This window comes from Pseudomonas sp. Lz4W (assembly GCF_000346225.2).
Taxonomy (GTDB): Bacteria; Pseudomonadota; Gammaproteobacteria; order Pseudomonadales; family Pseudomonadaceae; genus Aquipseudomonas; species Aquipseudomonas paraversuta.
In genome coordinates, this window is record NZ_CP017432.1 from 2,691,711 (window position 1) to 2,706,820 (window position 15,110).

Consider the following 15,110-nt stretch of genomic DNA (forward strand, 5'->3'; position numbering starts at 1 on the left):
GAATAGCCCTTCTTTCAGGATTAGCCATGAATCTTCTTGCGGCCATCGCCAGCTTTACCAAGGTGGTTGAAACAGGCTCCATCGTGGGAGCGGCGAAAAACCTGGGGCTCAGTGCCGCAGCCGTCAGCCAGACCCTCAATCGCCTTGAGGAGCACCTGGGCACCCGCCTGCTGCAGCGCACCACGCGCAGCATGGCGTTAACCGAAAGCGGAGCCATCTACTACGCCAAAGTGCAGCGTATCGTTGCAGACCTGGAGGCCGCCCAATCGGCAATCAGTGAGCCCCATGCCGAACTTCAGGGCCGGCTGTGCATTGCCTCTACCGCTGCATTCGGGCGCCATGTGCTGGCCCCGCTGGTTGCAGGCTTCGCGGCCCGCCACCCGCGCCTGACCCTTGAGCTCAACACCAGCGATAGCAAGATCAATCATATTCAAGCCGGGATTGATCTGAGCCTGAGGATCAAGCCGCAACTGGAGGAAGGAATTATCGCGCGCAAGATTGTCTCAGTGCCCTTTATCGTTTGCGCCGCCCCCTCCTATCTTGAACGGGCCGGTCGGCCGGATTCGCCGGAGCAACTCCAGCAGCATGCATGCCTGGGCTTTCGCTACCCGCTGGACGGCCGCTTCCTGCGCTGGGGATTTATTCGCGACTCAGAACATTACTATGCGGCGCTCAATGTGACCGCCATGAGCGACGACATTGACACCCTGGCCCAAATGGCTGCCCATGGTGCTGGCATAGCCCGGCTGGCGGAGTTCGTGGCGGCGCCCTTTATCGAGTCCGGGCAACTGGTGCCCCTGCTTGAGAGCAGTCATGGGCCAAGGGAGTCCGCTACCGAACCGCTGGATATTTACGTCTGTGTCCAGGACCGCAGCGCCATGACGCCTAAGGTAAAAGCCTTTATCGATTACTTGAGTGCACACCTGGAACAGCGCTGGCCGCAGGCAAACCTTTGAGCCATGCCGTGATCCGCGCGCCCTTGTGCCGCAGGCCAGCCATGGGCATGGCAAAGCAGCGGCCTTTACGCCTGCGGGTTTCGGTGCTATCAAAAAACAGCATCTGGCAAGACATCCACCCGCTCGGGCCCAGTGATGACAAGCCAGACCGCTGAGCACCTGATCCTGTGCATGTCTGAAGGCCCGCCACTGATCTGAGGAGTCATCATGTCCACACATACCGTTCGACTTCATCGCGTCATCAAAGCCCCGCCCGAACGTGTCTATCGGGCCTTCCTGGAAGCCGATGCCCTGACCAGATGGCTGCCCCCCTACGGCTACACCGGCAAGGTCCAGCACATGGATGCGACAGTGGGGGGTGGTTACAAAATGTCGTTCAGCAATTTCAGCACGGGCGAAACTCACTCGTTCGGCGGGCAATACCTGGAACTGGTACCCCATGAACTGATTCGCTACAGCGACAGCTTCGATGATCCAAACCTGCCGGGCGTCATGCACACAACGGTAGCTCTGCGGGCGGTTTCCTGCGGGACCGAATTGAGCGTGGTTCAAGAAGGCATACCCGGGGTCATCCCGCCAGAGGCCTGTTACCTTGGCTGGCAGGACTCGCTCATACAGCTCGCCAGGCTGGTCGAAAGTGAAATTGCCGAGTGACTCAATGCAGTCCCGTGCCGCCTGTTTGCCGATCGTTTCCACAGACAGGCGGCACGGCAATAACAGTTACAGCGGCTTGCCCGGGCTGACAGGCCCCGCAGTATCTATGGATGCTTGAGCCAGGCTTTTACCGCTCAGGGTAAGAGGCCGAAACTTCGAATACAGCCACAGACCGCACACGCAAGCGCTGCCTAGAAGGGTGCCGAACAACAGCGCCAGGAACAGGCCAACCAAGGGCCCTACGATAATCCCGGCAACCCCGTGCACAGGCTCCCCGTTCCAGTTGACCGTATCGAAACCGAATACAGCCAGGATCCCGCTGACTAGTCCGATGATCCCGAGTGAAATGACCAGCCCGATAAAAAACAGTTTGTAGATCGAGCCGACGCTAAGCCTCTGCACTGCAAATGTTGAGAACATTCGAAGACCTTCTGTAGTTTTTATATACGCCAGGCGCTGCCTGCTCGTTGTGGCCTGACAAACGTCATAGCCTGCGTCTGTGCGGCAGCCTTCATGGCTACTCCGACATTTTCCATTGAGTGATCAGCCTGTTTCTGGATTCACCGGACAACAATGCATTCACCGCATCCAGCAAATGCTGGTTGTCCTTGTGCATCATATAAACTTTATCGCTGGCGGTTCCGGGCAGAATCTGGCGAGTGGAAACACAGAACACACCGGGTTCCTGGCTCTGGTAATAATCCCCTTCAATCAGGTCGGTAAACATGATGTCGGCCTGACCACTACGAATCCCCTGCAAGCTGGCGATATTGTCCTGGGCTCGGACGATCTGGGCATCCTTGATATGTTTGTCGACGTACTCCTGATTGGTACCGCCGGGGTTGACAGTCACCCGCACGCCCTTGCGATCAATCGCGTCCAATGACGCAAACTGAGCGACTTTGTCACACTGCGTCATGGCGATCTTGCCATTTTTGACCACCGGTGCAGAGAGCCCGAACTGGCTTTTTCTGGCCGGTGTATCGGTAATCCCGCCCATTGCGATATCGAACTTGTCTGCTGCCAGATCTGCAGACAGTGTTGGCCAGCTGCTGAGCACAAATCTGACATTGAGTTGCTGTTCATGTCCGAGGGCCTTAGCCATATCAATATCAAAACCGGCCAGATCACCTTGTTTGTCGTGAAACGCCAGCGGAGCATAATCGCCAGGAACGCCGACCCGCAGCTCGCCGCTTTGCTTGATCTCCTGCCAACTTCTGGCGACCGCGCTCTGAGCGCCTAGCAGTGATAGCAGGATCACACACCCATAAAACCTTCTATTCATTGTTCTCTACCTGGTTTTTTGAATTGTTTTTGTAAGGCCGCGGTGGTTGTGCCGCACAGGACCGCATAGCTGAATGTAATACCAGTAACGCCCCATACTGCCCGGAGCGTAGCCTGAGCCCCAAGCAATTTTCTGTTCTGATAACGGACCCTGCACATGAGAATTACCAGGGCGCCTGCCGTCCAATACCCGGGTGTTTCGCTTCGCCAGCTGGAAAGGTCAGATATACCGCAATGGTACGCGTACCTTTCACAACAAGCGGTTGTTCAACATACCAGCTGGAACCTGAGCTCAGAGCAAGACCTGTTACCCATGTTCGACGAGATGGACTCAACTCTTGCCACCTCCACAAGACGGCTGGCCATCACTGACGAACTGAATGGCGAGCTGATTGGAACCATTGGCTTTCATTCAATATCGCAAGTGAACCGTACGGCCGAAGTGGCTTATGATCTTGCGCCGCAATTCTGGGGCAAAGGCATTGCCAGCGCTGTCTGTACAGCGGTAACCCAATGGTCTTTTTTAAAGTACGGATGGGTGCGCGTACAAGGCACTGTGCTTGATACCAACCCCGGCTCAGCCCAGGTGCTGATAAACAGCGGATTCGAGTTCGAAGGAAGGTTGAGGTCATTGCGCATGGTCCGCGCAACACCACGCAACTTCGACCTGTATGCGCGCTTGAATACGGACTGACCTGATCAGGCCGAGGCTGACGCCAGGTAAACTGCAACGGCAACACTGAACCTGGGCCACTGTCGTCTCTGGCGTCGTCATGTCCTGTTGCCCAATAAAAAGCCCTGGATAACCAGGGCTTGAGCGTTTGTGTGTATCGACTGGACGCACGCCAGTGCAGATCGATTTTTGGCGATCCGCACCTTCAGTGGTTAGCTGTTGACTAACGGCGTTCCAGCGTCAGGTAATTGAAGGCAGGAATCAGCCCGACCCGAAGGTTGTGCGATGTACCATAAATATCAATGACGCTGAAATCGTGGGTCATTCGGTTTGGCACTTCTATATTGTTGGTCACCGATTGGTAGAAGTAAAAGTTCTCCTCCATAATGACTTGTCCAATCACCACTTCACCCTCGCGAGGGTATTTTATTTTACCTTCAATGCCCATGTGTCGGCCTAAATAAGTTAGCCACACGCCTGTGTACTCCCTGCTCAAGCCGTTTCTCATAATGCCGATATACTCGGGCTTGTTCGTCAACCTGGTCACTTGACTTCCAGGCAAGCCAAAGTAGGTGACGGTGCATTTGGACTTTCCGCTGCCATGGGCCGCCCAGACAACTCCGTTTTGAGAGGAGTAATTGGTTATCGTTTTAATGGGCAGGCTGCGACCGTTGGGCATTCGAATATTGACATGATGTTCAAATGCACGAAATTTTCCGGCAAAATCTCCATGGCCAATCGGGGTATCTTTCAAATAGCCGTTGGCGAGGCGATCGCCGTAGTTTTCCGATGGCAAGCGCGGAAAGGTAAGTGGTTCGACTTCAAACGATGAATTGAATTTTCCGCGCTTATCACCTTCTCCCGTATCGTCACCCACTTCACTGTAGTTGGTACGAAATACGGTACCGTCACTGTTATTGATACGAACGGCCAGTCGACGCAAGGTAGTTGCCGTGGTTCGCACATAAAACTGGACAGTCTGGTAGTCGGCCCTGGGTTGACTGAGCGCCTGGTTTTGCGTGTGCAACTCCAACCCTGGCTGCGCTTGCTCATGGGGCTGCAGCGGTACGCCCTCAAGGGCTTGATCCAAGGTAGGCGGGTCAATAGCAGCCTGTTCGAACAGCTTGGGCTGCTCCAGCCGCAAGCTGCGAATGGAGTCAAGGAAACCCCGATCCCACGCATAGCCCAGGTTAGTGAATGTGGTACACCATGGATGCAGTTGCTCACCCAAATAGATGATTTCCGAAGTGCCGTAATCAATCAGTCGGATGGTGGCCAGATCCGCTGGCGTTACAGTTACGAAGTTCCCCGATGCGTCCTTGGCCGCCAGACGCACAGTGACAAGTAATTGTTGATTGCCATTATTAAGAAGCGGGTAGCGCGAATTTTGCAAGTGACTGTCATTATTTACAAACACTTTAAAATAAGACAACTGGTTCCAGCCAGAGGCCTTTACATCTTGTACTTCAACTTCACTCATAGCGATTATCCTGAAGAGCGGTGACCGGGCAATGTTTAAAAGATCAACTCTCGAGACAGCGCATTTGCTATTAACTGCACCGGCAGACGGGTGGCGCCTGAAGAGTCAGACATCCTGCAGTATCCCGATAACATACCCGTGGCGCAGCCCTCTCACCTTGTCCACAGCGCATCTACAAAGACAGTCATGGAGGTATTACACATGCCCGGTTAAATATGCGAAAACCAACTCGTAAAGTAGTTGTGCTCTACAAACTGCCTTGAACAGGCTTGCCAGCCGAATATAACGCCCCTGTGCCACGGATCATTGCAGTAAAGGAATATGTGCCACTTTCAATGATGCGGCTCTTGCCAGGAATCGCTGTGCGACGCACTGCCACCCCCTGCACCATCGCCCCCGGCTCCCCCGCCCTTGCCAGCACTTCTGGAGTCGCCCTTATCACCTTTGCCGCCACCTGAAGAAGACGGGCGAACCGGCCCCTGCTTTGGAATCGAAAGCTCGGCGGGTACGGGATCAAGATCAAGCACGGCGCGAATGAAGTCACGAAGCGAGGTAACCAGTTCGGCGGTATGAATGGGACGCCCTGCCACCAGCTCCGTGGCTGCTACTGCCGCCATCCGGACCTGCTCCTCGGTACCCAGCAGAATGATATCGGACAGCGCCGCTTCAACCGCATCGCGTACCCGCCTTGAGCGGTCGCCATTGCCCTGCACGGCAACAGCTTGGGTCAGGGTCACGCTCTCGGCAGCCTGATCCGGGCTGGTGTTGGCAGTCGCAGTCCTGCGGCGCAAATCCCGCAGATGAGTGGGATCAACCTCAAGATTTCCGGTGAAGGAGCCACCCAGGGTTTTGTAGGCCGCGATGAGGGTACGCAAACGTTCATTGATCTGACGGTTTTCCCGCTCCCGCCGTTGCTGGATCGTATGCATAGCCAGCAGACGAATCCCGACCCCGATAACGGTGATCAGGACTAATCCTGCAAGCGTTGAGAGGATGGCCTCCCAGGAACTGAAATCCAGATTGCGCATGCTGACTCCAGGACTCGAAGGTGGTCCGGTTTAACCAGACTCCCGAACTGGAGACTCTAGCATCCTGCGCGGTCAGCATCTGTGAGCTGCCAGCCAGGGCTGCCCGTGGTAACAGGCAGCCTGGCCAGCGCGGATCAGGCAGTGCCTGTCGCGGTGCTGGAGCCGTTTGCCGGCGCTGTTGCAGGGTGGGCAATTTCCCAGGCATCACGGGGCTCGTCCAGGTCGCGATTGAGGGTTTCCGGGGTCTTGAAGGTTGTATAGAGGGTGATCAGTGTGAGCAGGGTCAGATAGCAGGCAATCGGCAGCCAGGCACCGACCCCGGCGCTGGCGTCGCCGTCATGGCTGGCCACGACCAGGGCGATAAGACCTGCACCGATCAGCGGTGCAATCCCCCCTGCAATCACTGCCGAGGCTTCCCGGGCGATCGACACCCCCATGTAGCGGTGGCGCGAGCCGAACAGTTCAGGCATCAGTGCCGCCTGGGTGCCGAACATACCCCATGTACCGATGCCCAGCGCGATGGAGATGGCGATGATGCTCGCTACCACGTTGCCCAGGCTCAGCACCCACCATACCGGGAAGGCCAGGGCCAGTTGCAGCAGGGCGAAGGCCCGGTAAACCACCACGCGTCCGAACCGGTCGCTGAGCATGCCGGCAACCGGTACGGTGAGCGCGCCGAGACTGGCGGCGCAGATAAGTGTCAGCACGCCCACCGGCCCTTGCAGACCTACCACGCCAACGATGTAGCTCACAGCCAGGGCCTGGTAAATCGATGAACCGCCGTTTTCCCCCAGGCGCAGGCCGATACCGATCAGCAAGCTGGGCCGGGAGTGTTTCATCGCACTTTTCAGCGGGTTGACGCTGACGCGCTTGAGCGCCTTGAGGCGGATGAAGGTCGGCGACTCCTTGAGAGACAGACGCATGTACAGCCCCAGCGCCACGATCACCACACTGCTGAAGAACGGCACGCGCCACAGCCCGCTCTCGATGACATCGTCATTGCCGCTGACCACCAGGAAATACACCACTGCCGCGAGGATGGTGCCCAGCTGGATGCCAAGGAACGGCAAGGCGGCATAGAAACCGCGCCGGCCCCGGGGTGCGTATTCGGTCATCATCACCGCCGCACCGGCCTGTTCGGCGCCTGCGCCCAGCCCTTGAAGCAGACGCAGAATCACCAGCAGTGCCGGTGCCAGATAACCGACCTGATGGAAACTTGGCAGGGCTCCGATCAGGGTGCTGGAAACGCCCATCAGCAGCACCGTCGACGTCAGCACGAACTTGCGCCCGACGCGGTCGCCGATCATGCCGAACAGCACGCCGCCCAGGGGCCGTACGGCAAAGCCCAGGAAATAGGTGCCGAAACTGGCGATCAGGCTCATGGCCCGGGTCTGCTCAGGAAAGAACAACGGCCCGAAGATCAGCGCCGAAGCCAGGGTATACAGCGCAAAGTCGTAGTACTCCAGGGCACTGCCCAGGGAGCAGGCCCAGGCGGCACGGTTCAGGTCTTGCTTGCGCGCCTGGCCGTCGGGGATCAAGGCGCTGTCGGATGGGGCGTTATCGAGAGACATAGGGGGACCTCCAGGTGCCTTTACGGCATCTTGTTATTGACCGGTGGTGGGGCTGGTTACAAGTTCAACCGTTGTATTTCCTGAAGCATGGCCTGCTCCATGATGTCGAGGGGCGCTTCTTTTGCGGTGTACAGCTCGATTTGCCGACAGGCTTGATGGACCAGCATCCGGGTGCCGGCCACGGTCGTGCAGCCCAGGGCTTTGGCTTGCTGCAGCAGAGCGGTGTGCACCGGCATGAACGCCACATCCATGACAATCAGATGGCTGGCCAGGCGCCCGTCCAGCGGGTTGCTGTCCGGCTGCTTGAAGCCCACCGAGGTGGCATTGATCACGATATCGAAGTTGCTGGCCGTGAATGCCTCGACGCTGCCCCCCCAGCGGGCCCCCAGATCCTCGGCCAGGGCAGTACCGCGTTCGGCAGTGCGGTTGAATAGCGTGACCCGGGCCGCCGCTTGCAAGCAGCCAAAGACCACCGCACGGGCGGCGCCGCCGGCACCGATCACGGCGATACGTTTGTCCCGCAGACCGGTAACCTCCTGCAGCGCGCGAATCGCCCCCAGGTAGTCGGTGTTGTAGCCGGTGAGCACCCCGTCGACATTGTTTATGGTGTTGACCGCGCCAATCACCCGGGCCGACTCGTCGATGGCATCCAGATGAGGCATCACCGCAGTTTTGTAGGGCATGGAGACATTCATGCCGCGCACCCCCAGAGCGCGAATGGCCGCCACGGCAGCAACCGGGTCTTCGACGCCAAAACAGACAAAGGTGTAGTCCAGCCCCAGGGCCCCATAGGCCGCGTTGTGGATCTTTGCCGAGAGTGAAAACGGCGACCCCATGATAGAGCCGCACAGCGTTGGCAGGGATTGAGGCATAGCAGAGTCCTTGGCGTGGGAGTCAGACGACGTGATTCAAGCCACCCTCGACGAACAGGGACTGGCGGCGAAAGCTGTCGATCATGTCCATCTCCTTCCCTGGATCGATGAGTGGGTCAATGCCGCCACTTTCAACCGCTACCTCCCCGGGACGCCAATCGTTTATGTTGATGCCGTGATCACCGCCCGTGATCACCAAAAACCGTCACCCTCCGGGAGCAAATCCCGCAGGCGTTCTGGCCGGTTCTGGATATGGGCGCCGGAGCGCGATTTGACGCAGGAAAACCAGCCGCCAGGGCGGCCCAGTACGTCCGCCAGCCCCCGGGACCGGCACAAACAATGGGAGGCCGGCGCCAGAGAAGCTGAAGACCCGTTATCGCCCGCCGTACAACTACCGTCATACTTATGCGACAATATGCGTAATGTCTGGCATGAATCCCGCCTTTATTGCCCAACAGCTTGGACACAGCGTCCAGATGCTGCTCTCGACTTATGCCCGCTGGTTGAACTCAAGCGGCGACTGGGGAGAGATGGATAAGCTCCAAAATGCCCCAGGAATGGCCCAAGCGCCAAATGCGCGGCCCGCAACCCATTGATAGGTAAAGTAATTGATCTCCACAGCTAACATCACGATGCAGTTCGGCGCAAAGCCGCTATTCGAGAACGTATCCGTAAAATTCAGCGCCGGTAACCGTTATGGTTTGATCGGTGCCAACGGTTGCGGCAAGTCCACCTTCATGAAAATCCTCGGCGGAGACCTTGAGCCGTCCGGCGGTCAGGTCATGCTGGAGCCGAACGTACGTCTGGGTAAATTGCGTCAGGACCAGTTCGCCTACGAAGAATTTACCGTGATCGATACCGTGATCATGGGCCACGAAGAGCTGTGGAAGGTCAAGGCTGAGCGCGACCGCATCTATTCCCTGCCGGAAATGACCGAAGAAGACGGTATGGCCGTGGCCGAACTCGAAACCGAGTTCGCCGAAATGGACGGCTACACCGCTGAATCCCGTGCCGGCGAATTGCTGCTGGGCCTGGGTATCGGTATCGAACAACACAACGGCCCGATGAGCGAAGTGTCGCCAGGCTGGAAGTTGCGGGTATTGCTGGCGCAGGCACTGTTTTCCGATCCTGAAGTACTGCTGCTCGACGAACCGACCAACCACCTGGATATCAACACCATCCGCTGGCTGGAAAACATTCTGACCCAGCGCAACAGCCTGATGATCATCATCTCCCACGACCGGCACTTCCTGAACAGTGTCTGTACCCACATGGCTGACCTTGACTACGGCGAGCTGCGCCTGTTCCCGGGCAACTATGACGAGTACATGACGGTTGCGACCCAGTCGCGCGAGCAACTGCTGTCGGAAAACGCCAAGAAAAAGGCCCAGATCAACGAGCTGCAATCGTTCGTCAGCCGTTTCTCGGCCAACGCCTCGAAATCCAAGCAAGCCAGCTCCCGTGCCAAGCAGATCGACAAGATCACCCTGGCCGAGGTCAAGCCTTCGAGCCGTGTCAGCCCGTTCATTCGTTTCGAACAGAACAAAAAGCTGCACCGCCAGGCGGTCATCGTCGAGAATATGGCCAAGGGCTTCGACGGCAAGACCCTGTTCAAGGACTTCAGCTTTACCGTTGAAGCCGGTGAGCGCGTAGCGATCATTGGTCCGAACGGTATCGGCAAAACCACACTGTTGCGCACCCTGGTCAATGAACTGACCCCGGATGCAGGTACGGTCAAGTGGACTGAAGCGGCAGAACTGGGCTACTACGCCCAGGATCACGCCCACGACTTCGAAGACGACTACACCCTGTTCGACTGGATGGGCCAGTGGACCCAGGGCGAGCAAATGGTACGTGGCACTCTGGGCCGCATGCTGTTCTCCAACGATGACATCCTCAAGTCGGTGAAAGTGATTTCCGGTGGTGAGCAAGGTCGCATGCTGTTCGGCAAGCTGATCCTGCAAAAGCCGAACGTGTTGATCATGGACGAACCGACCAACCACCTTGACATGGAATCCATCGAAGCACTGAACCTGGCGCTCGAGAACTACCCTGGCACCCTGGTCTTCGTCAGCCATGACCGTGAATTCGTATCCTCGCTGGCCACTCGTATTATCGAGCTGAGCCCAAGCGGCGTGATCGACTTCAGCGGTACTTACGATGACTACCTGCGCAGCCAGGGCGTTGTGTTCTGATATCGGACACTGCGCATCGCTGAACAAAGCGTCATAACGAAAACCCCGTCACACTGACGCAATGCTGCTCACATAAGTAAACCCTGCCTTTGCAGGAGCGAGCTTGTCTCGCGATGATTGTTAACGAGAATGCGTGTTACAGATTGAACACAGCGCCCTCGAGCACATCGCGATACAAGCTCGCTCCCACCGTTGAGACAGCAGTCGTTTACGTGACCGGCATTGCGCCCGCTGACGGGGTTTTTCGTTTCTGCCAGACCACGAATATCGTTAGCCTGCTTTCTTTTGTCCCGGGGCCACGCCATGATGCCGGTCTACGACTGACAGCCGGACACTCTGCTTATGCCTGCGCAACATCCCTCCCCCGCGAGCTCGCTGTCGGTCACGCTGCAAATTCTGTCAATCGTGTTCTACACCTTCATCGCCTTCATCTGCATCGGCCTGCCGATTGCCGTATTACCGGGCTATGTCCATGACCAGCTGGGTTTCAGCGCCGTGGTTGCAGGCCTGGCCATAGCGTCGCAGTACCTGGCCACCTTACTCAGCCGACCCGGGGCCGGACGTCTGGTGGACAGCCGCGGGACCAAGCCCGCCATCGTTTATGGCCTGACCGGAATCGCCATCAGTGGCGCTCTGACGTTGCTGGCAGTGATGCTCCAGGACTGGCCATTGCTGAGCCTGGGGGTCTTGATTGTCGGGCGGATTTTCCTGGGCATCGCCCAGGGGCTGATAGGTGTCGGCACTATTGTCTGGGGTATTGGCCAGGTTGGCGCCGAGCACACTGCCCGGGCAATCGGCTGGAACGGCATCGCTTCCTACGGTGCCATTGCCATAGGTGCGCCGCTGGGGGTGGTGATGATCGACCGCCTTGGCTTCCTCAGCCTGGGCATCGCCCTGCTAGTGCTGGCGGTGCTGGCACTGCTGCTGATACGCAACAAGCCTTCGATCCCGGTGGTTCGCGGCGTCCCACTGCCCTTCTGGTCAGTGTTCAGCCTGATTGCCCCGTACGGCATCAGCCTGACTCTGGCCTCCATTGGCTATGGCACCCTCACCACATTCATCACCCTGTTTTATATCGACCGCGGCTGGTTCGGCGCAGCCTATTGCCTGTCGGTATTCGGTGTGTGCTTTATCCTGGCGCGGCTGTTATTCACTAACAGCATCAATCGCTTTGGCGGCTACAGCGTGGCGATCGCCTGCATGACCATCGAAACCGTCGGTCTTGGATTGCTGTGGCTGGCCCCCTCAACCGGCTATGCCCTTGCGGGTGCGGGGCTGGCGGGGTTTGGCCTGTCCCTGGTGTACCCGGCCCTTGGCGTAGAAGCCGTCAAACAGGTGCCCCTCACCAGCCGCGGCGCGGGGTTAAGCGCCTATGCCGTGTTCTTCGATCTGGCGCTGGCCATTGCCGGGCCGATCATGGGCGCCATTGCCTTGAACATGGGCTACCCATGGATCTTTTTCAGTGCAGCACTTTTGAGTGTTCTGGGCTTGACCCTGACGGTCGGGCTATCCCTGCGCAAAGCCCGCTAGCGCCTCGAACAACAGCCCTTACGGACCTGTTGCGACCGTACTCGTGGTTGGCGATGAGCCCAGGGTTTTGCTGAAAAACCGCCCGGCCTCGTAAATCAGATCGCGATGGACATTCTCGCGATCGACCCCCAGGGCATCCGTACACAAACCGGGCATTACCGCCTTTTGTGCATCGGTACAGGGCGCCATGAACACAAAATGCCCGGCACCGGGGATCACCTTGAACTCAGGCTCCACCGGCAGTTTGCGCGCCAGGGCATCGGCGTTTTTATCGGGGTACACCAGCTTGTCGTTATCGCCGCTGTAGAGCAGCACGGGCACATGCACTTGCGCCAGGGTTTCACGCCCGAACATCAGGCTCAACGGCGCCATCAATAACAGCGCACGCACCCTTGGATCGGCTACCGGCACCAGATCATCGCGGTCGGCGGTCAACTCGCCCTTGGTGGTGCACGCATCATGATCATCCGGGCGTTCCTGACAGTAACGGCGCAGGCGGTCCAGATCGGGCTGGGCTCCGGCCAGGATCAGAGCCGTTTCGCCGCCTGCGGAATAGCCGATGACTCCCACCTCATCGTCATGCACATAGGCCGAGAGTTCGGGGTCGGCCAGCACAGCGCTGATGGCCGCCGAAATCTGCATCGGGCGGCCGTAAAGATTACTCAAGGTGCCCAAACGGCTATGGTCCTTATAGTTATCTCCGGGGTGCAGTACCGCCACCACCACAAACCCCTTGCGCGCCAGCGATGTAGCCAGATCGTGCAGGGCCAGCGGCGTCCCCGTGTTGCCATGGGACAACAGCAGCAGCGGGTAATGGCCCATGGCGATTTTGGCCTCTTCGGTGGCCTCGATCTCATAACCGCCGATTTTGCTTATGCCTTCGGCATCAGTGGACGGATAAAAGGCAATGGCATGCATCGGCTGTTCATCCAGCGGATCGAGAAAACTCAGGCGATGAAACCCCGCACTCCAGTGCACCGCGGGCTCGGCCTGCGCCATGACGGGGCAAGTTGCCAACAACAAAACCAGTACTGCCCACAGACGCATCATCGATGCTCACCTTGAATGACGCCCGGTTAATACCAGCGCTGCCAGGACCTTGATCCAGAGGCTTTGCATAACCCGAGCCAGAGGCTAAGGCCAGACGTAAAAAACTCCGTACCCTGGCCACTTCAAGCGCCCAGAATACAGAGTTTAGTAGGTGTAACGATTTAGATAACTTACGCCGCGCTGAACAGATCCTGCTTAATTTGCGCCTGTGCATCGTTCATGGCTTTGCTGCGAACTTCATCACCATAGGCAAGGCCATGGGCCCGTACGAACTCAACATCGGTGATCCCCAGAAAGCCCAACAGCACCTTCAGATAATCGTCGTGGGCTGCGCCAGTGGCTTGCCCGGCGTGCATGCCGCCGGAAGTCGAAACCACGATGACTTTCTTGTTGCCGCACAGGCCCTGGGGGCCGGCTTCGGTGTAGCGGAACGTCTGGCCGGCCACTGCGATCCGGTCGATCCAGGCCTTGAGCTGAGTTGGAATGGTGAAGTTGTACATCGGAGCAGCAATCACCACTGCGTCCGCTTCCAGAAATTGTGCCAGGGTTGCAGCGCTCAACTCGGCTTCGTGCTTTTGCGCCGCATCGCGCAATTCGGCCGGGGTACCGGCGGCCACCAGAGTCGCTGCCGAGAAGTGATTAATGGCCTCGCTGGCCAGGTCACGATAACTCACTTCAACCCCTGGCTCTGCCGCTTGCCAGGCCTTGACCACTTCGCGGCTCAACTGACGCGAAGCCGAGTTGTCGCCCAGAATGCTCGAATCGATATGCAATAGTTTCATGGTGATCTCCAAGTGAGGACCGCCACTGGGCGATCAAGTGAGGTAGATGCTATCAATGAAAGCAATCGACGATAAGACTGCCAACATGCGATAGTTCGTCCCACCTGTAGGACAGTGAGCCCAGCCATGCAAGATCTTAACGATCTCTATTACTTTGCCAAGGTGGTCGAAGCCGGTGGTTTCGCTGCTGCCGGCCGTTTGCTCGGCATTCCAAAATCGCGTTTGTCGCGACGTGTGGCCGAACTTGAGGAACGTCTCGGGGCGCGCCTGCTGCAGCGCACCACGCGTCAGTTGAAGCTGACCGCCGTCGGCGAGCGCTACCTGAGCCATTGCCAGGCCATGTTGCTGCAGGCCGAGATGGCAGACGAAGCTGTCGCCAGCATGTCCAGCGAGCCGCGGGGGCGCTTGCGGGTGTCCTGCCCGGTGGGGCTGGCCCATGAATTCATGCCCGGAGTCATCAGCTCTTTTCTGAGTGCCTACCCTCACGTACAGCTGGAAGTGATTTTGCTCAACCGGCGCGTCGACCTGATCACCGAGGGCATTGATGTGGCCTTGCGCGTGCGCGAACTGGGGGATGAAGACCCGTTGCTGGTCACCCGCCGCTTACGTCAGGCCCAGACGGTAATGGTTGCCAGCCCGGAATTTGCCCGCCAGTGGCCGATCAATAGTCCTGACGACCTGAAAAACGTGCCACTGCTGGGCGCACTTGAAGCTGACCGCATGGTCCATCTGCGGATGCTCGATGAACAGGGCAAAGCCAGCGACCTGGTACTGGAAGCACGGCTTGGCATTGATGATTTTGTGGTACGCAAAGCCTGCGCACTGTCCGGTCTTGGTTTTACCGTGCTGCCCATGATGTATTGCGAACAGGAACTGCAAAGTGGCCAGCTGGTACAGCTACTGCCCAAGTGGTCACTGCCCGGCGGCTGGCTGCATGCCGTATATCCCCATCGACGCGGGGTGATGCCGGCCGTGCGGGCCTGGATCGATCACCTGGCCGAAACGTTCAACCGTTGTGGAGACAAATTGCTATGA

Annotated in this window: 14 protein-coding genes and 1 pseudogene; 7 read left to right on the forward strand and 8 right to left on the reverse strand. The window is 58.1% G+C overall.

Annotated features, from left to right (window positions below):
- The first annotated feature begins 26 nt into the window (after window positions 1-26).
- On the forward strand, window positions 27-956 hold the full coding sequence (locus B195_RS12350) for a LysR family transcriptional regulator (protein ID WP_003445796.1): 930 nt from the start codon (window positions 27-29) through the stop codon (window positions 954-956).
- 207 nt (window positions 957-1,163) lie between these two features.
- Entirely contained in the window at window positions 1,164-1,610 is a 447-nt protein-coding gene (locus B195_RS12355) for an SRPBCC family protein (RefSeq protein WP_003445798.1), read from the forward strand.
- Window positions 1,611-1,676: 66 nt separating this feature from the next.
- Here B195_RS12355 and B195_RS12360 read toward each other — a convergent pair whose 3' ends face one another.
- Complete coding sequence (locus B195_RS12360; protein ID WP_003445800.1) at window positions 1,677-2,030, reverse strand: hypothetical protein; 354 nt, start codon at window positions 2,028-2,030, stop codon at window positions 1,677-1,679.
- Between the two features lie 97 nt (window positions 2,031-2,127).
- Window positions 2,128-2,895: a transporter substrate-binding domain-containing protein gene (locus B195_RS12365; RefSeq protein ID WP_029612844.1), complete on the reverse strand. Its 768-nt coding sequence runs from the start codon at window positions 2,893-2,895 to the stop codon at window positions 2,128-2,130.
- A 156-nt stretch (window positions 2,896-3,051) separates the two neighbouring features.
- On the opposite strand from B195_RS12365, the gene B195_RS12370 reads away from it, so the two are divergent.
- Complete coding sequence (locus tag B195_RS12370; RefSeq protein WP_003445803.1) at window positions 3,052-3,588, forward strand: GNAT family N-acetyltransferase; 537 nt, start codon at window positions 3,052-3,054, stop codon at window positions 3,586-3,588.
- 202 nt (window positions 3,589-3,790) lie between these two features.
- On the opposite strand, the gene B195_RS12375 is transcribed toward B195_RS12370, so the two are convergent.
- The 4 genes from B195_RS12375 to aroE form a co-directional block, all read right to left on the reverse strand.
- Window positions 3,791-5,047: a hypothetical protein gene (locus B195_RS12375; protein ID WP_003445808.1), complete on the reverse strand. Its 1,257-nt coding sequence runs from the start codon at window positions 5,045-5,047 to the stop codon at window positions 3,791-3,793.
- A 332-nt stretch (window positions 5,048-5,379) separates the two neighbouring features.
- The gene (locus B195_RS12380; RefSeq protein ID WP_003445809.1) at window positions 5,380-6,075 is read right to left on the reverse strand and encodes a hypothetical protein; all 696 of its coding nucleotides are present in this window, start codon (window positions 6,073-6,075) and stop codon (window positions 5,380-5,382) included.
- A gap of 134 nt (window positions 6,076-6,209) precedes the next feature.
- Window positions 6,210-7,646 carry an MFS transporter gene (locus B195_RS12385; protein ID WP_003445810.1) on the reverse strand — a complete coding sequence of 479 codons (1,437 nt, stop codon included), beginning with the start codon at window positions 7,644-7,646 and terminating at the stop codon, window positions 6,210-6,212.
- Window positions 7,647-7,702: 56 nt separating this feature from the next.
- Window positions 7,703-8,518, reverse strand: coding sequence for a shikimate dehydrogenase (gene aroE / locus B195_RS12390; protein ID WP_003445811.1), 816 nt, complete (start codon window positions 8,516-8,518; stop codon window positions 7,703-7,705).
- A 303-nt stretch (window positions 8,519-8,821) separates the two neighbouring features.
- On the opposite strand from aroE, the pseudogene B195_RS23075 reads away from it, so the two are divergent.
- The 3 genes and pseudogenes from B195_RS23075 to B195_RS12405 form a co-directional block, all read left to right on the forward strand.
- Window positions 8,822-9,114, forward strand: a pseudogene (locus B195_RS23075) (site-specific integrase); the annotation flags it as partial.
- A 12-nt stretch (window positions 9,115-9,126) separates the two neighbouring features.
- Window positions 9,127-10,713: an ABC-F family ATPase gene (locus B195_RS12400; RefSeq protein ID WP_003445814.1), complete on the forward strand. Its 1,587-nt coding sequence runs from the start codon at window positions 9,127-9,129 to the stop codon at window positions 10,711-10,713.
- A gap of 342 nt (window positions 10,714-11,055) precedes the next feature.
- Window positions 11,056-12,243, forward strand: a complete 1,188-nt coding sequence (locus B195_RS12405) for an MFS transporter (RefSeq protein ID WP_003445815.1) — start codon at window positions 11,056-11,058, stop codon at window positions 12,241-12,243.
- Window positions 12,244-12,261: 18 nt separating this feature from the next.
- Here B195_RS12405 and B195_RS12410 read toward each other — a convergent pair whose 3' ends face one another.
- Window positions 12,262-13,293: a hypothetical protein gene (locus tag B195_RS12410; protein ID WP_003445823.1), complete on the reverse strand. Its 1,032-nt coding sequence runs from the start codon at window positions 13,291-13,293 to the stop codon at window positions 12,262-12,264.
- Between the two features lie 170 nt (window positions 13,294-13,463).
- On the reverse strand, window positions 13,464-14,075 hold the full coding sequence (locus tag B195_RS12415) for an FMN-dependent NADH-azoreductase (RefSeq protein ID WP_003445824.1): 612 nt from the start codon (window positions 14,073-14,075) through the stop codon (window positions 13,464-13,466).
- Window positions 14,076-14,201: 126 nt separating this feature from the next.
- Between B195_RS12415 and B195_RS12420 the strand changes: the two genes are divergently transcribed.
- Complete coding sequence (locus tag B195_RS12420; RefSeq protein WP_003445825.1) at window positions 14,202-15,110, forward strand: LysR substrate-binding domain-containing protein; 909 nt, start codon at window positions 14,202-14,204, stop codon at window positions 15,108-15,110.

What these genes read in the sequence shown, in the direction of transcription:
- B195_RS12350 (WP_003445796.1), top strand. Translation starts at nt 27, where the DNA reads ATGAATCTTCTTGCGGCCATCGCCAGCTTTACCAAGGTGGTTGAAACA.
- B195_RS12355 (WP_003445798.1), top strand. Translation starts at nt 1,164, where the DNA reads ATGTCCACACATACCGTTCGACTTCATCGCGTCATCAAAGCCCCGCCC.
- B195_RS12360 (WP_003445800.1), bottom strand. Translation starts at nt 2,030, where the DNA reads ATGTTCTCAACATTTGCAGTGCAGAGGCTTAGCGTCGGCTCGATCTAC.
- B195_RS12365 (WP_029612844.1), bottom strand. Translation starts at nt 2,895, where the DNA reads ATGAATAGAAGGTTTTATGGGTGTGTGATCCTGCTATCACTGCTAGGC.
- B195_RS12370 (WP_003445803.1), top strand. Translation starts at nt 3,052, where the DNA reads ATGAGAATTACCAGGGCGCCTGCCGTCCAATACCCGGGTGTTTCGCTT.
- B195_RS12375 (WP_003445808.1), bottom strand. Translation starts at nt 5,047, where the DNA reads ATGAGTGAAGTTGAAGTACAAGATGTAAAGGCCTCTGGCTGGAACCAG.
- B195_RS12380 (WP_003445809.1), bottom strand. Translation starts at nt 6,075, where the DNA reads ATGCGCAATCTGGATTTCAGTTCCTGGGAGGCCATCCTCTCAACGCTT.
- B195_RS12385 (WP_003445810.1), bottom strand. Translation starts at nt 7,646, where the DNA reads ATGTCTCTCGATAACGCCCCATCCGACAGCGCCTTGATCCCCGACGGC.
- aroE (WP_003445811.1), bottom strand. Translation starts at nt 8,518, where the DNA reads ATGCCTCAATCCCTGCCAACGCTGTGCGGCTCTATCATGGGGTCGCCG.
- B195_RS12405 (WP_003445815.1), top strand. Translation starts at nt 11,056, where the DNA reads ATGCCTGCGCAACATCCCTCCCCCGCGAGCTCGCTGTCGGTCACGCTG.
- B195_RS12410 (WP_003445823.1), bottom strand. Translation starts at nt 13,293, where the DNA reads ATGATGCGTCTGTGGGCAGTACTGGTTTTGTTGTTGGCAACTTGCCCC.
- B195_RS12415 (WP_003445824.1), bottom strand. Translation starts at nt 14,075, where the DNA reads ATGAAACTATTGCATATCGATTCGAGCATTCTGGGCGACAACTCGGCT.
- B195_RS12420 (WP_003445825.1), top strand. Translation starts at nt 14,202, where the DNA reads ATGCAAGATCTTAACGATCTCTATTACTTTGCCAAGGTGGTCGAAGCC.